At 62.8% G+C, this 21,090-nt stretch carries 18 protein-coding genes; 6 read left to right on the top strand and 12 right to left on the bottom strand.

Features of this window, described 5'->3' with window-relative positions:
- From Q0072_RS19295 to ruvC, 12 genes are all read right to left on the bottom strand, one after another.
- Positions 1-539: tRNA lysidine(34) synthetase (locus Q0072_RS19295; RefSeq protein WP_298333205.1), on the bottom strand; the 539-nt coding region annotated here is incomplete at its 3' end.
- A complete protein-coding gene (locus tag Q0072_RS19290; protein ID WP_298333203.1) occupies positions 530-1,438 on the bottom strand; it encodes a tetratricopeptide repeat protein in 909 nt (302 codons plus the stop codon). The genes Q0072_RS19295 and Q0072_RS19290, both read right to left, overlap by 10 nt.
- A 177-nt stretch (positions 1,439-1,615) precedes the next feature.
- The gene (locus tag Q0072_RS19285; RefSeq protein WP_298333201.1) at positions 1,616-2,551 is read right to left on the bottom strand and encodes a CsgG/HfaB family protein; all 936 of its coding nucleotides are present in this window, start codon (positions 2,549-2,551) and stop codon (positions 1,616-1,618) included.
- 218 nt (positions 2,552-2,769) lie between these two features.
- Complete coding sequence (gene pal, locus Q0072_RS19280) at positions 2,770-3,324, bottom strand: peptidoglycan-associated lipoprotein Pal (RefSeq protein WP_298333200.1); 555 nt, start codon at positions 3,322-3,324, stop codon at positions 2,770-2,772.
- 274 nt (positions 3,325-3,598) lie between these two features.
- Entirely contained in the window at positions 3,599-4,909 is a 1,311-nt protein-coding gene (tolB, locus tag Q0072_RS19275; RefSeq protein WP_298333198.1) for a Tol-Pal system beta propeller repeat protein TolB, read from the bottom strand.
- Positions 4,910-4,929: 20 nt separating this feature from the next.
- Positions 4,930-5,286 carry a hypothetical protein gene (locus Q0072_RS19270; protein ID WP_298333196.1) on the bottom strand — a complete coding sequence of 119 codons (357 nt, stop codon included), beginning with the start codon at positions 5,284-5,286 and terminating at the stop codon, positions 4,930-4,932.
- Between the two features lie 17 nt (positions 5,287-5,303).
- Complete coding sequence (locus Q0072_RS19265) at positions 5,304-6,110, bottom strand: hypothetical protein (protein WP_298333194.1); 807 nt, start codon at positions 6,108-6,110, stop codon at positions 5,304-5,306.
- A gap of 2 nt (positions 6,111-6,112) precedes the next feature.
- The gene (locus tag Q0072_RS19260; RefSeq protein WP_298333192.1) at positions 6,113-6,595 is read right to left on the bottom strand and encodes an ExbD/TolR family protein; all 483 of its coding nucleotides are present in this window, start codon (positions 6,593-6,595) and stop codon (positions 6,113-6,115) included.
- A 13-nt stretch (positions 6,596-6,608) separates the two neighbouring features.
- Positions 6,609-7,313: a MotA/TolQ/ExbB proton channel family protein gene (locus Q0072_RS19255; protein ID WP_298333190.1), complete on the bottom strand. Its 705-nt coding sequence runs from the start codon at positions 7,311-7,313 to the stop codon at positions 6,609-6,611.
- A 195-nt stretch (positions 7,314-7,508) separates the two neighbouring features.
- Complete coding sequence (gene ruvB, locus Q0072_RS19250) at positions 7,509-8,552, bottom strand: Holliday junction branch migration DNA helicase RuvB (protein ID WP_298333188.1); 1,044 nt, start codon at positions 8,550-8,552, stop codon at positions 7,509-7,511.
- Between the two features lie 4 nt (positions 8,553-8,556).
- Positions 8,557-9,174, bottom strand: coding sequence for a Holliday junction branch migration protein RuvA (gene ruvA / locus Q0072_RS19245; RefSeq protein WP_298333186.1), 618 nt, complete (start codon positions 9,172-9,174; stop codon positions 8,557-8,559).
- Positions 9,171-9,695 carry a crossover junction endodeoxyribonuclease RuvC gene (gene ruvC, locus Q0072_RS19240; RefSeq protein ID WP_298333184.1) on the bottom strand — a complete coding sequence of 175 codons (525 nt, stop codon included), beginning with the start codon at positions 9,693-9,695 and terminating at the stop codon, positions 9,171-9,173. The genes ruvA and ruvC overlap by 4 nt, the downstream gene beginning before the upstream one ends.
- 232 nt (positions 9,696-9,927) lie before the next feature.
- On the opposite strand from ruvC, the gene Q0072_RS19235 reads away from it, so the two are divergent.
- From Q0072_RS19235 to Q0072_RS19210, 6 genes are all read left to right on the top strand, one after another.
- A complete protein-coding gene (locus tag Q0072_RS19235; protein ID WP_298333182.1) occupies positions 9,928-11,751 on the top strand; it encodes a hypothetical protein in 1,824 nt (607 codons plus the stop codon).
- Between the two features lie 105 nt (positions 11,752-11,856).
- On the top strand, positions 11,857-12,207 hold the full coding sequence (locus Q0072_RS19230; protein ID WP_298333180.1) for a DMT family protein: 351 nt from the start codon (positions 11,857-11,859) through the stop codon (positions 12,205-12,207).
- Positions 12,208-12,320: 113 nt separating this feature from the next.
- Positions 12,321-12,701 carry a hypothetical protein gene (locus Q0072_RS19225; RefSeq protein WP_298333177.1) on the top strand — a complete coding sequence of 127 codons (381 nt, stop codon included), beginning with the start codon at positions 12,321-12,323 and terminating at the stop codon, positions 12,699-12,701.
- Positions 12,702-12,902: 201 nt separating this feature from the next.
- Complete coding sequence (locus Q0072_RS19220) at positions 12,903-15,080, top strand: BamA/TamA family outer membrane protein (protein ID WP_298333175.1); 2,178 nt, start codon at positions 12,903-12,905, stop codon at positions 15,078-15,080.
- On the top strand, positions 15,080-19,342 hold the full coding sequence (locus tag Q0072_RS19215) for a translocation/assembly module TamB domain-containing protein (RefSeq protein ID WP_298333173.1): 4,263 nt from the start codon (positions 15,080-15,082) through the stop codon (positions 19,340-19,342). The genes Q0072_RS19220 and Q0072_RS19215 overlap by 1 nt, the downstream gene beginning before the upstream one ends.
- Positions 19,343-19,438: 96 nt before the next feature.
- Positions 19,439-21,067: an ABC-F family ATP-binding cassette domain-containing protein gene (locus tag Q0072_RS19210; protein ID WP_298333171.1), complete on the top strand. Its 1,629-nt coding sequence runs from the start codon at positions 19,439-19,441 to the stop codon at positions 21,065-21,067.
- Positions 21,068-21,090: the final 23 nt, after the last annotated feature.

Raw genomic sequence — 21,090 nt, 5'->3', positions numbered from 1 at the left:
GGGCGCAGATAGAACATCCCCTCCCCGTGCGGCCAGAAGGGTGCGGGCGACCACAGTTTCGGTGCGCCGACCGTCGAACCTTCGGCGCGCATGGCCGCGGCTTCGGCTACATCATCGGCATTGTGCCCCAGACACAGGACGCGGATGCCTTTCGCCCGCGCCGCATCGAGGATCAGATGATGCCGTGCCCGCCGCGCCGCCGCCTGAAGTCCGGTACGGGGCTTGTCCCCTTCCCAGCGCAGGACGGTGACCGGCACCCCCAATGCACGCCCCAGCGCTTCGACACCGCGCGCCCAGTCGGCGCTCAGGGAGTTGATACCATGATCGACGGTAAACACCTCCAGCGGCCGCTGACCCCACAGCCACAACAGGAGGAGAAGGGCCACAGAGTCTCCGCCGCCCGACACAGCGACGCCCACGGGCCGTTCCGCCGGGCCATTGAGATACTCAGCGAAACGCAAACGACTTGCGGCGATGTCCGGAAACCGCTCCAGACCCGCCGCAAGCCGCGATTTTACATCGTGAGGTATTAGCTGCACTTGCCCTTGGTCGCCAGCGCCTTGGCCTGCGACTTGATGGCCGCCGACGCAGCCGAGGCGTAGCGCTTGTTGAATTCCGCAATCGCGACGCACGATTTCGGCGCGTCGGTTTGCGCCAGGGCGGTGGCCAGCTTCACGGTCGCTTCAGGGGCCCAACTCGTCTTGGGCCAGCCCTTGAGCGAGGTGGCATAGGCGGCCACGGAACCCGAAACATCCCCCTTGACGGTGCGGATCTGACCCAGACGGAACCAGGCTTCCGGCGTCTGCGGCGCCGAGGCCCACTTGGTCGTAAACTCGGTAAAGGCGCGCTCGGCGTCATCCATTTTACCGTTGGTCAGCAGGTCATAGGCCTGATTGAAGTCGCCTTCGGCCGTGCCGGTGGTGGGCGGGGGCGGGGGCGGTCCGGCCAGAGCCGCGTCGATGTCTTTGAGGTGCGCTTCGGCCAGATCAAGACGCTGGATCAGCGTGCCGATACGCGCCTCCAGCCCGGCAACCTTTTCATTGGCCTGACGCGCAGCGAACCCGGCCTCTTCGATCTGCCCGGTCAGGCGCGTGATCTGTTGCGCCTGATCATCGACCTTGCGCGACAGGATTTCGACCGTCGCCTGAAGTGCGACGACTTCGGGGTCCGGTTCGATCAGCGCGGGCGGACCGGCATTCTTACCGGTCTTACCCTCATAATTCGAAATGGCACGTTCCAGCTTACGCACATTGCGGTCCAGGCGCTCCAGACGCTTCTTGTCCCATTCGACCGGAGGCGATTTGTCGTCGGCCTCGTCCTGATCAATCGAAAAGAGCTGGGCGTGGGCGGGCGTCGGCGCAACCGCACTCAGTGAGGCCGCCGTCGCAACGGCGATCGTCAGGGCGGAAAGGGTGGCCTTTAAACTCTGGCGGGTCATGCGTGTCCTGAAACCTGTGGGGGCGCGTGTTCAAATACCTGACGTGCGCGCCTCAGATGTCAACCATTTTTGTAACGGTTTCCATCGTGACGGGCCACTCCGGCGAAATTAAGACGCCGGATGTGGCTTGGTAACGGCAGTAAAGAAAACCCCGCCGGGTGGCGGGGCGTCCTCAAGCTATTTCGCGGCGGTCAGCTTGTCGTTCTGCACCCAGCCGACATTGTCGTTGTCGTCCATGACTTCCCACCACATACCGTCCTTGTTGCCGGTCGGATACAGGAGCATGTCCTTGGGAAGGGCGCGGATCATCTTGCCCGTTGCCGCCGGGGTGGCGCGCAGGCTGGTCGGCATCAGGACGACGAACGAACGCTGCGGCGCGGCGGCCTTACCGCCGACGTCCAGCCCCCCCATTTCCTGCACCATGTTGGTGTAGGTGACGATAAAGGCTTGGGTTACGATGCGGCCGATTTCCGTGTCTTCATAGCCGCCGCCGACGGCACCGGCAAAGCCCACGCCACCGCCGACGCCCCAGGTCAGGTCGTTCTTGGCCGCGCTGCCTTCAAATGAATTGGATTCCGACGTGCGCACGTCCGTCAGCGACAGGATGGTGTTGGCTTCGAGCTTTTTGGTGCGGAAACCGCCAATGACGGCTCCGGCGCGGCCACCGACCATACCGCCGATAAGACCCGCAGCGCCACCACCACCGGTGTTGGAATCGGCCGCGGCCACCTCAGCCACCAGCACGAAATCCGCTGCCTTGATCTGGTTCTGGCCGACATTGGAGCCGCCTTGCAGGCCGATACCCGCCGCCAGATCACGTTCGCGCTGCGCCGCATTCATGCCCGCCCCGCGATCAACCAGCGAAAAACAGCCGGACTTCTGCACGATAACACGCAGCAGCTTTTGCGGCGGTGCCAGATTGTTCTGCGCCCAGCCGCGCTCATCATCGCCATTGACGATGGAGATGGTCCCCAGCTTCTTGGTGCATTTCGGGATCGAGTCCATCATGCTGTTCTGGGTTTGCTGAACTTTGGACGGCTTGGCCGTCTGGGCCATGCCGGTCGCCGGCACGACAAGAGCGGCCAACGCAATGGCGTTGAGATATTTATGCATATCCTACCCCCTGGTATGAAATGTCGGGATGCTGTTCGGGTGAGGGTCGCCTGTTAAACGGACAGGCCGACCAACGCGGTGACGCGGACTCTACTTTCCCCTGCGATAGCAGGCCGGAGATGTCGCGGCAAGCCTGAGCCTGACCCCTCCCCCATTCAGGGTATAAAAAAGGGCCCGGCGAACCGGACCCTTTTCAATCGTCAATCTGGTCTGAACGCTTATTGCGCGCCTTCGGTGATGGCGGTGTGGGCGTTACGGTTTTGCGACCAGGCTTCCTCGTCAGCGCCCGTAGCGATCGGGTTTTCTTTACCGTAGGAGATGGTCGAGATACGCGACGGCACCACGCCCTTCGAGGTCAGGTACTGCGACACCGACTCGGCGCGACGTGCGCCCAGAGCGAAGTTGTATTCACGGGTGCCGCGTTCGTCGGCATTGCCTTCGATACGGACCTTCACGGCCGGATAGCGAACCAGCCACGCGGCTTGCTTGTCGAGCAGAGCCTTGGCGTCTTCACGCACCGACGACTGATCCAGATCGAAGAACACGCGGTCGCCGACATTGACGACGAAGTCCTGCTGCGAACCCGGAACCGGACCGGTCGGCGACAACGGCTTGGTTTCCGCGGCCGGCGGGGGCGTGTAGGCCGGTGCCGGGGTCGGCTGCTCGACAACGGCCGGCGGGGGCGTCACGACTTCCGGCTTCTTACCGGCGCAGGCGGCCACGGAAAGCGTGGCGCAGGCCAGCAGAGCGAGTTTGAATACAGACTTGGTCATCGGAAAAACCCCTTGGTTGGAACAATTGCAAAGTGGATGGAAACGGCGTGCCATTTCCTGAGAAAATGAATGATGCTACTTTTCCGCCAGAAGGCGAATTTGTCAAACCCTAACACCACACTTAGTTACATTCTGTAACAGTCTTGTGGCAAAGATGTTGCACTGCACACACAATGCGCTCAAAAAACAGGGTGAGCGCAAATCCTCATCGGCAAAATAAGGATTTGGGCTCGTAAAAATCAGAATCCGATAGGGAGTACCGGGCGGAGCCGTCCTATTTGAGTCGGGGCGACCACGCCGGGTCCGACGCCCCGCCCGAATAGGGCACCTGACGCTCGATCCGCCCCGACGCCTCCACCATCCACAGCGACGGCAGCGCACCCGGCGGTTCGCGGAAGAACATGATATAGCGGCCATTGGGGGCCCAGGTCGGGCCTTCTTCGAGGAAGGATGAGGTCAGCAGCTTTTCATTGCCGCCACCGGCATCCATCACGCCGATGGAGAACCGCCCACCCGATTGCTTGGTGAAGGCGATCTTGTCGCCCTTGGGGCTGAACACCGGCGTCGAATAGATGCCGCCGCCAAACGAAATGCGGCGCACACCCGAACCGTCGGCATTCATGGCATAGAGTTGCGGTGACCCGCCCCGGTCGGAGTTGAATACGATGGTCGAACCGTCCGGCGAGAAGGACGGCGAGGTATCGATGCCCGGATCGGTCGTCACGCGGCGCGTGGCACGCGTGCGCAGGTCCATCACATAGATGTCGGTATTGCCGCCCTGCGCCACCGAATAGGCCAGCTTGCTACCGTCGGGCGAAAAGCGTGGCGCGAAGACCATGCCCTTGATCTGGCCCACGGCCTCCTGACGGCCCGTTTCGATATTAAAAACATAGATGCGCGCCGAGTCTTCGCGCAGCACCATATAGGCCACTTCCTGCGAGTCGGCCGAAAAGCGCGGCGTCATGACCTTATATGAGCCGTCTGTCAGATAGGAGGGATTGGCACCGTCCTGATCCATGATGGCCAGACGCTTGACGCGCTTGCCGCGCGCCCCGCTTTCGGCCACGAAGACGATGCGGGTGTCGAAATACCCCTCTTCACCGGTCAGCTTTTCATAGATGGCGTCGGCGATCTTGTGCGCAATGCGACGCCAGTTTTCGGGCGTCGCTGTTACCGACTGCCCCAGAAGCTGCTTTTCCGAAAAGACGTCCCACAGGCGGAAATCGACCTGAAGACGGCCTTCGCCATCGACGCGCGCTACGCCATTGGCGAGGGCCTGCGCATTGATAGTCTTCCAGCTGGCGAAGGTCGGTGTGGCGTCGATGCCGACGCTTTGTTCGATAAAGGCATTGGGGTCGATGGGCTTGAAAAAGCCCGACCGCTCAAGGTCAGCCATGACCACCTTGGTGATCTTGTCGCCCAGATCGGAACCGCTCGATTCGATGTCAATGGCGATGGGCAGGGGCGCGATCACGCCCTCATTGACCTCGGCGCGGATCGGGGCCTGCGCAAAGGCGGCCAGCGGCGCACCCGCCAGAGCCAGAAAGGCGCCTATAAGGACAGAAAATGTTTTAAAGGATCGCATGGTTCGCTACCTCTTCAGGTTTAATCACGGGCGCACGCCCTATGCGCATTGAAACTGACTTCTATAGGTACATTGTACAGGCCTTGCGGCAAATCTGTGTAAGGCTCGCCTTGTTTAAAGGCTGCCAAGGCAGACTCAGCAACATCTACCCAAACAGGCTCAACCCTCGGCTTAACCCACTCAGGACCTTCACTTACATGGCCGTTTGGAGCCAGTGTGAATTTTAACACTATATTGACCTCTGCTACGCCAGGTCTCTTACAATCAGGCTTCCAATTGCGCTGAATTTTTCCGACAAGACGCGTTAATCCTTGCCCCAGAGATTCAGCCTGCACCGGCGTTGTCAGAAACAGTCCGGTCAGCAATGCCGCGCTCATGGTAATGACCCACGTCCTCATGCACCTGCGCAAGCCTTCTGCGCGTTGAAGGTGATTTCCAGAGGTTGGTTATAAAGTCCGTCGGGCAGATTGTCGTACAGCTCGCCCTTCTTGACCGCCGCCTGCGCACGACCGGCGGCCGCCTGCCAGACCGGATCATTGCGCGGATTTTGCCACTCCGGCCCCTTGATCACGCGACCATTGGGCGAAATGGTGAAGGCGATGACGGCGCGTACCTGATTGCCGCCGGGCACATCGCAGTTAGGCGACCACAGGCGTTGCAGCTTGGCCGTCAGAGCGTTCAGGGCCGGGCCAGTATCCGCCGCCGCACTGCCGCGAGCTGATGACCCGTCGGTAGGCGTGCGCGTTGGTCGCGCCGGGGTGCGCGTATTGGACTTGGGCGGTGAGGACTGATACTGGCTGAGCGCGCCCAGATCGAGCGTCTGAGGCTTCGGCTTCTGCGTGCCCTTGGGGTCCGGCTTGGTCTTGGCCGGTTTGACGGGCTCCAGCTTTTTGGGCTCAGGCTTTTTGGTTTCTTTCTTCACCTCCGGCACCGGTTGTTTCGGCGCGGGCGGTGTGGGGACCGGTTCCGGCTCAGGGGTCGGCACAGGTTCCGCTGGTGCGGGCTCAGGTACCGGCTCCAGCACGGCCTGCTCATCGACCGGTGCGGCGGCCATCGAGCGTTCGGGTAGCTCGGCCACAATCTGCACCGGCACCGACACCACCGGCTTGGCGTCCGGCAGGGTGTTCCAGTTGAGGAAGGCAAGCGCCAGCACACCCGCGTGCAGGAGAAGCGAACCGATAAGGGCGCGACCCATCTTCATGGTTACGGTGCCGCCTCCCCGGCCGTCGCCGGTTTTTGCGTCTTGCCGAGATTTTCGGTGAGAAGGTTGATCTTGGTGAAGCCAGAGGTGGACAGGCGCGCCATCACCTTGGCCACGGTCTCATAGGGCGCGGCCCCTTCGGCGCGCACATAGATAGGCTTGGAGGTGTCGTTATCGGTCATGGCCATCAGGCGCGGCGTCAGTTGTTCAAACGTGGCCGCATCGTCCATGACATACAGCGCGCCGTCACGCTGGATGGAGACGGTGATCGGATCACCCTCGTCCTTAAGCGCTGCCGCCTCGGTCTTGGGCAGTTCGATCTTGATGCCCGACGTCAGAAGCGGGGCCGAGATCATGAAGATGATCAGCAGCACCAGCATGACATCGACCATCGGCGTTACGTTGATTTCCGCCAGCGCGCCGCGACGCGCCCGCCGCCTGCCGCGCCGGCGTCCGCCGCCTGTGCCTGCATTACCCATTGCCATGTGCGTACCCCTCTCAGCGACCAGCCAGCTTGCCGCCGAGGCGACCGGTGACCGACACCATCAGCTCATCGGCAAAGCCTTCGAGGCGGCCGACGAAGCGCGCCACCTTGGCATTGTAGAGGTTGAAGAAGATATAGGCCGGAATGGCCGCGCCCAGACCGATGGCCGTGGCAAACAGGGCTTCGGAAATAGCCGGGGCGACGGTGGCCAGATTGGTGTCGCCCTGCGACGCGATGGCCGAAAAGGCGTTCATGATGCCCCACACCGTACCGAACAGGCCGATAAACGGCGCAGCCGTAGCAACGACGGCCAGCAGGCTCAGGCCGTCTTCCATGGCGTCGGCCTCGGTCGAAATGACGTGGTTCAGTTCGCGATCGACGCGCGACAACAGAAGCTCGCCTTCGGGGGCGGAAATGCTCTTGCCCTTATATTCGCCCCAGGCCGAAGTCACCGTCACAAGCAGTTTGGGAAAGGGCGCGGTCGGCTGCGTGCCGTGCTTGGCCGCGATGTCTTCGAGGGCGCGCCCGGCCGCCAGTTCGGCTTCGAAACCGGCGGCTTCCTTATTCAGCTTGGCCAGCTTGAAGCCCTTTTCGATGATGATGGCCCATGACCACAGCGAACCGAGTGCCAGAAGAAGCATGACGCCCTTCACAACCCAGTCGGCCCGCAGGAACAGGGCGATAAAGCTGAGGGACTCGGCGGCGTGGGCGGCTTCCATGAACAACTCCTGAGGCAATAGTTAGGTCGGGGCCGGATTCACCCTAGCTTAACCATGCGACCAAATTTTTAAAGGCGCAAAATGGGTGTTTTTTGCTGCAATGCAGCGTTTTACCCGCAGGCTTCACATCCTGACACGGGTTTGGCGACATTAATGTGGCGCGCGGATTATAAAATTCCGGAAAAACCGAAAGGCTTACTCAAACAGATCACCGGTCGAAGGCGTCATCGTACCATTGGCCGGCGGGTTGAGCCCCAGATGCATATAGGCCCGCGCGCAGGCCATCCGCCCGCGCGGCGTGCGCTGAATAAAGCCCTGCTGCATCAGATAGGGCTCAATCATGTCTTCGACCGCATCGCGCGCCTCAGCAATGGCGGCGGCGATGGTTTCCAGCCCCACCGGCCCTCCATTGTAGTTTTCGATCATGGCCGTCAGGTAGCGGCGGTCGAGCTGATCCAGCCCGGACGGATCGACCTCCAGCCGTGCCAGTGCGCGTGAGGCGACTTTTTTGTCGATGATTTCGGCCCCTTCGGCGGTGGCGAAGTCGCGCACCCGGCGCAGCAGACGCCCGGCCACACGCGGCGTACCGCGGGAACGCGAGGCGACCTCAAAGGCGCCGTCCTCGCTCATCACCGCCCCCATCTTACGCCCCGTCCCCATCACCACGCGCACCAGTTCTTCGGGCGTATAAAATTCCAACCGCAGAGGAATGCCAAAGCGGTCGCGCAGGGGCTGCGACAACAGGCCCGCCCGCGTCGTTGCCCCGACCAGCGTAAACGGCACCAGATCAATGCGCACCGTGCGCGCCGCCGGCCCATCGCCGATGATCAGGTCCAGCACATAGTCTTCCATGGCCGGATAGAGGATTTCCTCGACCTGCGGGCTCAGGCGGTGGATTTCGTCGATGAACAGCACGTCATTGGGTTCAAGATTCGACAGGATGGCCGCCAGATCACCGGCCTTGGCCAGCATGGGGCCGGACGTGGCGCGAAACCCGACCTTCAGTTCCTTGGCCACGATCTGCGCCAGCGTCGTCTTGCCCAGCCCCGGCGGACCGTAGAACAGCACGTGATCCAGCGCTTCCTTGCGCGCCGCGGCGGCCTGCACGAAGACCTTGAGATTGGCCTTGAGCGGGGCCTGCCCAACAAAGTCATCAAAGCTCTGCGGGCGCAAGGCGCGGTCCGAAGCAAAGGCCTCGACCTCGTCGTCCGTCGGTTCGCCTGAAATGATACGCGCCATCTTTTTACTTACCGATCAATTTCAGTGACGCCCGGATCACCGCCGCCAGTTCGGCTTCGGGGCCCAGTTCCTTCACCGCCGCCTCGACCGCCTGCCGCGACTGCGCTTCGGGGATACCCAGCCCCATCAGGGCCGCCACGCTCTCGCCATTGAGGCTGGCCGCCGGGTTCACCGAGGCCAGCACCGCACCTGGGGCCATAGGCACAAAGGCTTCACCGACCGCCAGCGCCTTACCTTTCAGTTCGATGACGATGCGCTGGGCCAGCTTGGGACCCACGCCGTTGGCCTTGTTGACCTTCGTCTTGTCCTCATGGGCCACCGCGATGGCCAGTTCGTGCGGCGTCAGGATATCAAGCACCGACAACGCCGCCTTGGGCCCCACACCCTGCACGGTCAGAAGCTGCTGAAAGGTCTTGCGTTCATCCTTTGACAGGAAGCCATACAGCCGCGTGCCGTCTTCGCGCGTCTGGCTTTCGATGTGCAGGATCGTTTCCTGACCATTGCCGGGCAGGTTGGCCAGGGTGCGCACCCCGCACTTGACGATATAGCCGACCCCCATGACCTCAATCACAGCTTCGTCGTCTTCGATTTCCAGTAGAATACCGCGCAACCGTCCGATCATGCCGCCGCCCCTTTGGTGAGAAGTCTATGCTTGCGCTTGTGCGCGTGGGTCACCGCTACGGCCAGCGCATCGGCCATGTCCGCCGTCAGTCCGTTTTCAGCCGTCGCCGCGCGGGGCAGCAGACGCTTGATCATAAAGAGTATCTGATCCTTGTCGGCGCGCCCGGCGCCCACCACGGATTTCTTGACATCCAGCGCCGCGTATTCGGCAACACTCAGACCCGCCTGCGCCGGGGCCAGCATGGCGGCCGCCCGCGCATGACCGAGCTTCAGCGTCGAGGCCGGGTTCATATTGACAAACGTCTCTTCGATCGCGGCTTCCTGCGGGCGATACTGAAGGATGACCTTGCCCAGTTCTTCAAACAGATAGAGCAAACGCACCGACAGTTCCGCCTTTTCATCAGGCAGAATGACGCCGTGCGCGACCCAGTTCAGCCGCGCCCCTTCGACGTCCAGAACGCCCCAGCCCAGACGGCGCAGGCCGGGGTCGAGACCGATAATGCGAATCCTGTTGTTCTGCATTCGTTCAGCATTACCCCTTCACTGCCCCCCGCGCAATCGGCAATTCTTGCCGCCGGGGTTAACCGCTTTGAGCCGCCAAACCGTGGCGTGAAACCTGCACCCACAGTCGCGAAGCGAGCTCAAACCAGGCCTTGATGCCCCTGCCTGCCTCAAAGTGACGCAGGAAGCGATTGTCAAGAACACCGGCTTGGGGTTAAGGTTTGTTAGTAAATTCTTGATGGGGGTTATGGACATGGCGGCACATAAGGGACATTCCCGCGCCAATGCAGGCCTGTTTATCGGTATTGCCATCGCCGCGGGGGCCGCGGTGGCATTTGCGCTGATCAACGGCGGTGCGCCTCTGTCCGCCGGGCTTTATCTTCCGGACTGGATCAACTGGGTACGCATCACGCCGTCCATGTCGGGCCTTCTGGCCCTGGGGCTGGTCGGCCTGCTGGTCGGAATCGTGGGCACGGTGGTCAGCCTGATGACGCCGGCGCGTAAAGCGCCGGTCAGGCGCGCCCCCGCCAAAACCGTCGCCCCGGCACCCGCTCCCGCCATCGCAGCGGAGCCGGTCGCCGCCTCTGAGGCCTCTGAGACGCCCGTGCCGGTGGCGCAACTGGTGGCTGACAACACACGCAAGGCGTCTTTGCGCTTCGAAGCGCCGGTCGCCGCCGCCCCGCCGCCTCTGCCCGTCAGCGCGTCGCCTGAGCCCGAAGCCCCGGCGCAACCCCTGCCCAGCGCCGAAATCATCCCCTTCCGGGCGGAACCTGCGCCCGAACCCACAGAGGTGGCGGCGCCTGAACCCGTCGCAGACCTCCCCGAACCGGCGGCTGAGACCGAGCCTGAGGTAGCAGAAACGCCCGTGGCGGCGGGCGACCCCATCGCGGCGGCCCTGCTGCACGAAGGCCCCGAAGCGCGGACCGAACCAGAGGCCGCCCCGGATATCAATGCGGTCATCCATTCGGCTATGCGCTTTATCGACAAGCCCGACCCGACCTCGGTGACAAGTGTCGAGGAAGTCCACGCCGTGCGCACGCAGGAGGTCGGTTCCGATGCCCCGCCGCGCGCTGCGCAAACGGAGTCGCTGAGCGACCGGATGCATGAGGCCCCAATCGGATCAACGGCCGAATACAAGGCTTTGTCAGAAGCGTTGGCCGACAATGGCGGCTTCGAAGAGGCTGCGCCCTTGCTTGACTCGGTGGTGCTGGAAACGGCTCCGGCCGCAGCCGCACCGGTGGCCGAAGCCGCATCAGAATCCGAACCTGAGGTCGAAGCTGACGCCGTCTCTCTGTCCTCCGTCAATCCGCAGGCCGAAATCGACCGCGCTCTGGCGGCGGCCCTCACCCACTGGCCTGACGCCACGCGCGACATTGCCGAAGGCGAACTGCGTGTGCGCTTGGCACAACTCTATCACGACAATGCCCTGCAAAGCCGCGAAGCCTTTGCGCGCATCATTCAGGGCGATCTGAGCGGCGGAGCGGCGGTCATCGCGCAGGAAGCGCAGGCCTTTGCCGACGCCCGCCTGCCGGAAAAATCCGCCGAGCTGTGGCGCATCTATGGGGCCCTGCATATGGGCCGTGACGATACAGCAGCCATGCACGCCTATGAGCAGGTGTCGGCGCTGGATACGGCCGACGCCAATATTCATATGTATCTCATCCACCGCTACCGCATGGTCAATGAAACGGACAAGCTGTTGCCGGTCATCGGCCGGGCGTTAGGCGTGGTGACCGACCGAGACACGCGGCTTGACCTGCTGACGCAATATGCCGAACTGACACAGGCGGGCGGCCACCTTGGCCATACGGCGCAGGCGCTGGAAGAGCTGAGCCGCATCCGGGGCGAATTGTCGGCCGAAGACCCGGACAATCTGCAAAAGCGTTCCGCTCATGCCATCGCCCTGGCCAAACAGGCGCAGGTACGCGAACTGCTGGGCGAAGGCCCGAAGGCGGCACCGCTTTATCAGCACGCTCATCGCGTCTTTGCCGAGTTGTCGGCGCGCGTACCGGATCATGCCGGATTGAAGGCCATGGCCGAAAACGCCCGTCGGGACGCCGAACGTCTGAGCGCCTGACCCCGGCGAAACGTGCGGCTTATCTCAAGACAACTTGAAATCTTATAACTGAATACCCTATGGCGAAGCGGAGAGCATAGGGCTCTCATTTCGTGAGACTCGCCTATGCCTGCCCTGCCCCCCGGTCTGATGACCGTGCTTTTGCTGATCGGTTCCAATATTTTCATGACCTTTGCCTGGTATGGGCACCTGAAGGTCAAGCACGAGAAGCTCTGGATCATCATTCTGGTCAGTTGGGGCATCGCCTTTTTTGAGTATTGCCTGATGGTGCCGGCCAACCGCATCGGCTATGGCGTCTTTTCCGCAGCGCAGCTCAAGACCATTCAGGAGGTCATTACCCTGTCGGTATTTGTGCTGTTCTCGGTCTTCTATCTCGGCGAAGCCATCCGCTGGAAGCACATTGTGGGGTTTGCGCTGATCGCACTGGGGGCCGGTTTCATCTTCTACAAGGGGTGATGCCGGGAAGCGACAGACGAAAAACGTCACATTCTAAGGCTTTGACTCAGGCGGCATCTGTGCCACTATAGGCGTTAACCATATTTTTAGCGGCGGCATTTCGAGGGATAGGTATGAAACGCGCATTGGTAATCATGGGGGGCGTTGCGCTAATGGGGGGGCTTTCGGCCTGTAGCCCTACGCCCCGTTACGACTATGTCGATGCCCGCACTCAGGCGCAGCGCGCCGACGCCTGCGTGGCGCAGTTTGAGCCGAACGGCACGGCGCCTCAGGTGATGACCTACGACTCGCAGAGCAAGACCGAAGTTCACCTGAATCAGGATGGCAAGCTGGTCACCGTTACGGCCCAGAACAAGCCTGACGCGACCTCACTGGGCATGGAAGGCAAGGTCGGCGGTTCACGCCCGGTGTCGTGCACCGATGCCACGGTGGCGCGTGGGCGTACCGATCTGCCAAAAGACCCGCCCAAGCGCGGCAATTGGTGGTGGAAATAGACTTCCGCAAAGACGGATTTCCGAAGCGCCCGGTGCCCGCCGGGCGCTTTTTTGCTGAGCCGGGCGGGCGAAAAAGACACGGTGCCCCGCTATCCGAACTCGGCAAAACTATCTAAGTGCTTTTTTATATATCCGGCGTGCATAAAGCGCGGTGCGGGTGTAGTCCCGGCATATTACGGTACTTACTGACAGGATAATCCCTTGCGTCTGGCGGCTCCGGCCTTGATGGCATTTACCTGCTTGGCAGGACAGGCGACGGCCCAGACACCCGCTCCGCCTTCGTCGGAGGCCAGCCCTGCGTCCACACCGCCCGCGACGGACATCCCGGCTACTGAGACGCCCATCATCAGTGATGACGACTTCGAAAAGGCCCTGCCGTCCCTGACCTCCCCGGCCATCAAGCCGCAGACGACGACACAGACACAAGGGACAGAAAAGTCCGAAACGCCGGTGGTCGCCACGCCCGCCCCGGTCGCCGAAACGCTGGAACTGCCCCCGCTTAAACCCGCCGAAGACCCAGCCCTGACCGCTGCCCTGCCGCCGCTCGACAGTTTCAACCCGCAGGCCGCCCCCGTCATTATCAGCGAAAATCAGCAGGTGATGCCGGCCATCCACTATGACCTGCACATAGATGGTCTGGCGGCGCTGGATCTCGAAACCCGCTTCAAGGACCTGAGCGCCCTGCAATCCGGAAAAGGTGCCGCCGCCAACGCCGCCATGCTGCGCGCCCGCCTGACCGAGGATGAGCAGACGGCGCTGCGCCTGCTGAAAGGCGAAGGCTATTACGACGCCGTGGTCGTGGCGCGGATCGAATCCCCCGTCCTGCAACCGGGTGAGAGCCTTCAGGACGCGACCGGGCGCACGCAGGGCCGGGTTCAGGTGCGCGTATCCGCCCGCGCCGGAGAACGCTACACCCTGTCGTCCGTCACCGTGAAGGCCGACCCCACAGAACCACCCAGCCTGATTGCCGATAATCTGCCGCTGAAAACCGGCGATCCGGTGGACGCCACCCTCATCAAATCCGCTGAGGCCAATCTGGCGCTGGTCCTGCCGCAACAGGGCTATCCGTTTGCCGATCTGGAGATGCGCGACGTGCTGATCGACCCGCAGACGCGCACGGGCGACTATACCCTGCCCGTTACCACCGGCCCGCGCGCCCGCTTTGGGGCCATTCGTTCGGAAGGCCAGCGTCAGGCCTTTAGTGACGATCATGTGCGCGTCCTGTCCCGCTTCGACAGCGGCGACCTGTACGACAGCCGTCAGGTAGACGACCTGCGTCAGGCCCTGTCGGCCACCGGCCTGTTTGCCTCGGTAGCGGTCGAGCCGGTCCTGACCGAACAAAAGAATCCCGATGGCACGACGGTCGTTGATCTTAAGGTCACACAGAACGCCGGACGCCCGCGCACACTGGCCGGCGATATCGGCTTTTCCACCGGTCAGGGCCTGCGCACCGAACTGAACTGGACGCACCGCAACTTCCGCCCGCCCGAAGGCGCATTGATCGCCTCGGTCATCGCCGGGACGCAGGAACAGGGTCTTGGCGTCACCTTCCGCCGCTCCAACGCCAAACGCCGCGACCGCACCTTTCAGTATGGTGCGGCCTTCAACAATCAGACTTACGATTCCTACGAAGCGCAGACCATCTCGTTCAGCGTGAACGTGTCGCGCGTCTCTACCCCTCTATGGCAAAAGCGCTGGACCTGGTCCTACGGAGCCGAGGTGCTGGCGACGCGCGAAACCGGCTTTTCGAAGCGCCGCAACGCCAATGTGCAGGACGACTACTTCTACGCCTCCGTGCCGCTGAAGCTGAACTACGACCGCTCGGACAATCTGCTCAATCCGGTGCGCGGTTGGCGCGCCGGTGTGCAATCGACCCCGACCGTGGCGCTCAATGGCGGGGCGGGCAACTTTATTGCCAATGTCGGCAGCGCCACCTTTTATCGTCAGGTCAGCCCGAAGGTCGTGCTGGCGGCGCGGGCGCAACTTGCCTCTATCTACGGGGCCGAAACCTCCAATATCGCGCCATCGCGGCGTCTCTATGCCGGGGGTGGCGGCTCGGTGCGCGGCTTCGGCTATCAGGAACTGGGGCCGCGTGACCCGGCCAATAACAACAACCCCATCGGCGGGCGCTCCTCGGTCGAACTGGCCTTTGAGGCGCGCTATCGCATGGGCAATATCGGCATTGTGCCCTTCGTCGATGCCGGTCAGGTCTATGACAAACCCTTCCCGCAGTTTTCCGACCTGCGTTTTGGCGTGGGCGTCGGGGCGCGCTATTACACCAATTTCGGGCCCATCCGCATCGACATCGCCACGCCGATCTCACGCCGTGATGGGGAATCGCCCGTCTCCCTCTATGTCGGTATCGGGCAGGCCTTCTGATGACGCAGGACCCGACTCCCGACACGCCTGAGCTCGCGAATGCCGCGTCAAAAGAGACGCAGGACCACGCGCGCGTGGAAACGAGCGACGACCTGCCGCCGCTGGAACGTCCTGCCCCGGTGCGCAAGCCGTTCGCATGGCGTAAGGTGCTGATGTGGGCGGGCGGCACTGCAGGCGGCCTGCTGGTGCTGGGCGGGATCGGTGTGGCGACGCTCGATAGCGCGCCGGGCAAGCGGTTTATCGTCTCTCAGATCACCGGCCTTAAGCCCGATAACGGCCTGAGGATCGGTGTCGGGCGCATCGACGGCTCGATCTACGGCGATTTCACCGTCCACGACCTGACCCTGTCCGACCCTCAAGGCGTCTTCCTCAAAAGCCCGGCGGTGCGGCTCAACTGGCGGCCCTTTGGGTTGCTGAATAAGCATCTCGATGTGCGCGAACTGTCGTCGCCGCGCGTCGAATGGCTGCGGCAACCCGCCCTGAGCGAAACGGCCAAGACGACGCCGTCCGAACCCTTCACCCTGCCTGATCTGCGGATCGATGCCGAAAAGGTGGATATAAGGGCCATTTATCTGGCCCCGCCGGTGATCGGCGAGGCCCAGACCCTGACGCTTAGCGGTACGGCCCATCTGAAAAACAAGCGCGCCCTGATCGACGCCCGTCTGAGCGGCGATCGCGGCGACCGCGCCGTCCTGAAACTCGACGCCCAGCCCGATGCCAACCGCTTTGACCTGAGTGCGGCGGTCGATGCCCCCAAGGGCGGTGCCATCACGGGACTGGCCAAACTGGAGACGCCCCTGACGGTGCGGCTGGAGGGCAAGGGCGACTGGAAAGTATGGAACGGCCGCCTCAGTGGCACGGCGGGGGATCAGCCGCTGGCCGATTTGAGTCTGACGGCGCGCGACGGCCTGTTCGGTGTGAAGGGCACGGCGCGACCGCAGGCCCTTGTGCCATCACTGTCGGACATGCTGTCTCCGGCCGTCAGCGTCGATCTTTCGACGACGTTTAAAGACCGCGTCGCCGACGGGACGCTCTCTCTGGCCGCCGATGCTCTGACTCTTGATGCCAAGGGCCGCGTCGATCTCGGAAAAGGGGCGTTCGGCGATCTGGCTATCAACGCCGCCCTGCTCAAACCCGCCCATATCGCCAAGGGGCTGAACGGCAAGGATATTGTGGCAACCGTGCGGCTGGATGGGGCGTTCAAGCGCCCCCTGATCGACTATAAGCTGTCAGCGGGAAGTATTGGTTTCAATGACGTAGTGGTGCATCAGCTACGCGCCGAGGGTAAATCGCGCCTTGATGGCGACCACATCCTGATTCCGGTCAAGGCTTCGGCAAAGCATATGACGGGGCTGAATGCCGCCGCAGAGTCGTTAGTCAGCAACATCACGATCAATGGCGATCTGGCCTGGTCGGACGGCCTGATCCTGTCGGACAATCTCAAAATCCGTTCGGACAAGATCAATGGCACGGCCATCATCCTCGCCCAGCCATCGGAAGGCCGCTACGAAGGGGCGCTCAAGGGGCGCATCAATTCGTATCTGGTCGATGGCGTGGGCCTGTTCAACCTGATGATTGATGCCGATCTGCGTCAGCTCAGGGCCGGCGGCTTCGGTATTGTGGGCAAGGTCGATGGCGAAAGCCTGCGCCTCGACAATGGCGGTCTGAAGTCGTTCTTCGGCGGCAATTTCAAATTCTCCGGGGCGATGAACACCACGGCTACTGGGGATGTCATCCTGCAACGCCTGACCCTGACGGCACCCGATTTTCGCCTGACCTCAGCGAACGGTCGCCTGTCGAAAGGGCGGCTGGATTTCAAGCTGGGGGCGCAGTCGGCCAAATATGGCCCGCTGAGCGCCGACGCCGGAGGGACATTAAAGGCCCCGACCCTGACCCTGCGCGCGGAAAAGCCGGGTCTGGGGCTGGGGCTACAACAGGTGGTGGCGCACATCAATACCACGCCGCAAGGCTATGCCATTACGGCGGAAGGCGGCTCGCAGTACGGCCCGCTGAAGGCCGATGTGCTGGTGCTGAAAAGCGACGGCCCGCTGACCATTGACGTGCGCACGGCGCAGGTGGCAGGCTTCAACGCGCAGGGCCGCGTGGCGCAATCAGACAGCGGCCCCTTCACGGGCACGCTGAACCTCACGGGACGCGGGATCAACGGCACGGCGCGTCTGCTGGCCTTTGACGCCGTTCAGGGCGCGCAGGTCTCGGCCCGCGCCAACAATGCCCTGCTGCCCGGCGAGGCCGAAATCCGCATCGGTCGCGCCATTATCGAAGCCACGGCGCGTCTTGACGACCAACCGACCATCAAGGGCGATGTGCAACTGGCCGACGTGGTCTATGGCCAGAACTCTATTGAAAAAGCCCGCGCCCGCATCGACCTCAAAGGGATGCGCGGCACGGTGCAGATGATCGCCAATGGCGACGCCGGCACGTCGTTCAATCTGGCGGCCAATGCGCAGGTGTCACCCGATGACGCCCTGATCGCCCTGTCCGGTCGCGCCGGGCAGGTGCCGTTTGCGCTGGAACGCCCCGCCCGCGTGGTGCGTCAGGGCAATGACTGGGTGCTGGCCCCCGCCGTCCTCATGACCGCGCAGGGAAAAGTCAATCTGGCCGGACGTTTCGGTGAGATCATTCGCGCGCAGGCGCAGTTTGATCGCTTTGACCTGAGTATCCTGAACATCATAGACCCCAATCTGGGCGTCAATGGCACGGTGTCCGGCGGGCTCGACTACACCCAGCGCGGCAAGGCCTTCCCGCAGGCCCAGATGCAGCTCAGCTTCGACAATCTGACGCGCACCACCATCGCCCGCGTTTCGACGCCCCTCGACATCCAGATGCAGGCCAGCGTCAGTGAAAACCGCTCCGAAGCGCGCGGCCTGCTGCGGCAGGGCAATGCGGACATAGGTCGTTTCACCCTCAGCATCGACCCGCGCGGTGACGGGGCGTGGACGCAGCAATTGCAGAACGGCGCTGTTTCCGGTGGCCTGCGTTTCAACGGCCCGTCCAGCGTACTGTTTTCGCTTGCCGGTCTTGGGGATCAGCAGATGACCGGCAATGTGGCGCTGGCGGCTGACCTGTCGGGTACGCTGCGCCAGCCGCGGCTCAACGGTCTGGTGCGTGGCAACGGCCTGGTGTACGAACACCTGACCTTCGGCACGCGCATCAGCGACATTGCCCTCGAAGGCCGTTTCTCCAACGACCGTCTGGAACTGCAAAAGTTTGAGGGCCGCGCCGGAAACGGTCGTGTCTCAGCCACCGGTTTTGTCGGCTTAAGCGCCGACGACGACTTCCCGCTGAAACTCAATGCTAAACTCGACAATGCCCGGCTCGCGGCCTCCGACGCCCTGGCATCGACCGTTTCGGGCACGCTCGACATCACCCATGATGCACAGAACGGCCCGTGGATTCGCGGTAATCTCAGCCTGCCGCAATTCCGCTATCAGGTGGTGTTTCAAGGCGCGTCCAAGGTCGATGAGCTGGAAGGTGTGCGTATCAAGGGCGCGCGCGTCGTGGACCCAAAGACCGCCCGTGCCGCGCCGACCCTGTGGAACCTCGATATCCGTCTGCGCGCCGATAACCAGATCTTCGTTTCCGGCATGGGACTGGAGTCGGAATGGAAGATGAATGTAAATGTCGGCGGCACCACCCGCGACCCGCGCGTCGTCGGGCGGCTCAATGCCCTGCGCGGCACCTATGCCTTCTCCGGTCGCGAATTTGCCATCGACAAGGGCGAGATCATCTTTGATGGCGGCAGTCTGAGCAATCCGGAAATCGCCCTGACCGCCACCACTAAGGTCGATGATATCACCGGCACCATCGGCGTATCAGGCCGCGCCCAGAACCCGCAGATCGCCTTTGGCTCCACCCCGGCCCTGCCGCAGGACGAGGTGCTGTCGCGTCTGCTGTTCGGGCAGAATGTCGCCAACCTGTCGGCGACGCAGGCCCTGCAACTGGCGGCCTCGCTTCAGGCGCTTCAGGGGGGCGGCGGGCTCAACCCGCTGGGCAAGCTGCGCTCGGTGACCGGTATTGACCGCCTGCGCGTGCTGGGGGCCGATGCCTCGACAGGCCGCGGCACGGCATTGGCGGCGGGTCAGTACCTGACCAACGACATCTATGTCGAGATCGTCACCGATACGCGCGGCTTTACGGCAACACAGGTCGAGATCGCCCTGTCGCGCGTCCTGTCGGTTCTGACTCAGGTCGGCACAACGACAGGGACCAGCGTCAATCTCCGATACTCGCGGGACTATTAGCCTTTCCTAAATGATCCTGCCATTGTAGAGGCCTGTGCGAACCGCCTTGCGCTGCAAAACGCGCGGCCCTCCCCGTCTCTACATTGTAAGTTCCGCATGATCCGCCTCGACAATATCAGCAAGCAAAACGGCCACCAGATCCTGTTCATCGACGCCTCCATGGGCGTGCAGAAAGGCGAGAAGGTCGGGCTGGTCGGGCCGAACGGCGCGGGCAAGACGACGCTGTTTCGCATGATCACCGGTCAGGAACCGCCCGATGACGGTCAGGTGTCGATCGATGCCGGCATGACCATTGGCTATTTCAGTCAGGATGTCGGCGAGATGTCAGGCCAGAGCGCCGTGGCCGCCGTGATGGATGGCGTAGGCCCCGTGAGCGCGCTGGCTGCCGAAATGGCTGAGCTTGAGGCCGCCATGGCCGACCCGGATCAGGCGGATAATTTCGATGCCGTTATAGAGCGCTATGGCGAGGTGCAGGCGCGCTTTGAGGAGCTGGACGGCTATGCGCTGGAGGCGCGGGCGCGCGAAGTGCTGGCGGGTTTGAGCTTCAGTCAGGAGCGCATGGACGGGGATGTCGGCCTGCTCTCCGGCGGCTGGAAGATGCGCGTGGCGCTGGCGCGCATCCTGCTGATGCGGCCCGACGGCATGCTGCTCGACGAACCGTCGAACCACCTGGACCTCGAAAGCCTGATCTGGCTGGAAGCCTTCCTCAAAAACTACGACGGCGCGTTGCTGATGACCTCGCACGACCGCGCCTTCATGAACCGCATCATCGGCAAGGTGATCGAAATCGACGCCGGCTCGCTGATCACCTATTCCGGCGATCTCGACTTCTATGATCAACAACGTGCCCTAACCGAGGCGCAGCGGCAGGCGCAGTACGAGCGTCAGCAGGCCATGCTGGCCAAGGAGATCAAGTTTATCGAGCGCTTCAAGGCGCGCGCCAGCCACGCCGCACAGGTCCAGAGCCGCGTCAAAAAACTCGACAAGATCGAGCGCGTCGAAGCCCCCCGCCGTCGCCAGTCGGTGCAGTTCGAGTTTCGTGCCCCCCCACGTTCAGGCGACGATGTGCTGAACCTGCGCGACGTCCACAAGAGCTATGGCGACCTGTCCATCTATGCCGGACTGGACTTCAAAGTACGGCGCAAGGAACGCTGGTGCATCCTGGGGGCCAACGGTGCGGGCAAATCGACCCTGCTGAAGCTGGTGGCGGGGGATACCACACCGGACAAGGGCACGGTCACCGTCGGGGCCAGTGTAAAGATGGGTTATTTCGCCCAGCACTCCATGGACCTGCTCGACGGCGATGAGACGATTTTCGAGTCGCTGGAAGGCGCTTTCCCGCAGGCCCCGCAAGGCGCGCTGCGCACGCTGGCGGGCTGCTTCGGCTTCTCCGGCGACGATGTGGAAAAGCCCTGCCGTGTGCTGTCCGGCGGGGAAAAGGCGCGTCTGGTTATGGCGCGGATGCTGTTCGATCCGCCGAACCTGCTGGTGCTGGACGAACCGACCAACCACCTCGACATGGTGACCAAGGAAATGCTGGTCACGGCGCTGGCCGATTTCGAAGGGACCATGCTGTTCGTGTCGCACGACCGTCACTTTCTGGCGGCCCTGTCCAACCGCGTGCTGGAGTTAACGCCCGACGGCGTGCACGAATACGGCGGCGGCTATACGGAATATGTGGCGCGTACCGGTCAGGAAGCGCCGGGCCTGCACCCTAACGGGTAAGCTCCGGTTAACCCTGTCGCTTA

This window comes from Asticcacaulis sp. (assembly GCF_027484505.1).
Taxonomy (GTDB): Bacteria; Pseudomonadota; Alphaproteobacteria; order Caulobacterales; family Caulobacteraceae; genus Asticcacaulis.
Note: the sequence above shows the minus strand (reverse complement) of the source record. Positions and strands in the feature narration are given on the sequence as shown.

What these genes read in the sequence shown, in the direction of transcription:
- Q0072_RS19210 (WP_298333171.1), top strand. Translation starts at nt 19,439, where the DNA reads ATGATCCGCCTCGACAATATCAGCAAGCAAAACGGCCACCAGATCCTG.
- Q0072_RS19260 (WP_298333192.1), bottom strand. Translation starts at nt 6,595, where the DNA reads ATGGCAATGGGTAATGCAGGCACAGGCGGCGGACGCCGGCGCGGCAGG.
- ruvB (WP_298333188.1), bottom strand. Translation starts at nt 8,552, where the DNA reads ATGGCGCGTATCATTTCAGGCGAACCGACGGACGACGAGGTCGAGGCC.
- tolB (WP_298333198.1), bottom strand. Translation starts at nt 4,909, where the DNA reads ATGCGATCCTTTAAAACATTTTCTGTCCTTATAGGCGCCTTTCTGGCT.
- pal (WP_298333200.1), bottom strand. Translation starts at nt 3,324, where the DNA reads ATGACCAAGTCTGTATTCAAACTCGCTCTGCTGGCCTGCGCCACGCTT.
- Q0072_RS19225 (WP_298333177.1), top strand. Translation starts at nt 12,321, where the DNA reads ATGAAACGCGCATTGGTAATCATGGGGGGCGTTGCGCTAATGGGGGGG.
- Q0072_RS19285 (WP_298333201.1), bottom strand. Translation starts at nt 2,551, where the DNA reads ATGCATAAATATCTCAACGCCATTGCGTTGGCCGCTCTTGTCGTGCCG.
- Q0072_RS19270 (WP_298333196.1), bottom strand. Translation starts at nt 5,286, where the DNA reads ATGAGCGCGGCATTGCTGACCGGACTGTTTCTGACAACGCCGGTGCAG.
- ruvA (WP_298333186.1), bottom strand. Translation starts at nt 9,174, where the DNA reads ATGATCGGACGGTTGCGCGGTATTCTACTGGAAATCGAAGACGACGAA.
- ruvC (WP_298333184.1), bottom strand. Translation starts at nt 9,695, where the DNA reads ATGCAGAACAACAGGATTCGCATTATCGGTCTCGACCCCGGCCTGCGC.
- Q0072_RS19265 (WP_298333194.1), bottom strand. Translation starts at nt 6,110, where the DNA reads ATGAAGATGGGTCGCGCCCTTATCGGTTCGCTTCTCCTGCACGCGGGT.
- Q0072_RS19215 (WP_298333173.1), top strand. Translation starts at nt 15,080, where the DNA reads ATGACGCAGGACCCGACTCCCGACACGCCTGAGCTCGCGAATGCCGCG.
- Q0072_RS19230 (WP_298333180.1), top strand. Translation starts at nt 11,857, where the DNA reads ATGCCTGCCCTGCCCCCCGGTCTGATGACCGTGCTTTTGCTGATCGGT.
- Q0072_RS19290 (WP_298333203.1), bottom strand. Translation starts at nt 1,438, where the DNA reads ATGACCCGCCAGAGTTTAAAGGCCACCCTTTCCGCCCTGACGATCGCC.
- Q0072_RS19235 (WP_298333182.1), top strand. Translation starts at nt 9,928, where the DNA reads ATGGCGGCACATAAGGGACATTCCCGCGCCAATGCAGGCCTGTTTATC.
- Q0072_RS19255 (WP_298333190.1), bottom strand. Translation starts at nt 7,313, where the DNA reads ATGGAAGCCGCCCACGCCGCCGAGTCCCTCAGCTTTATCGCCCTGTTC.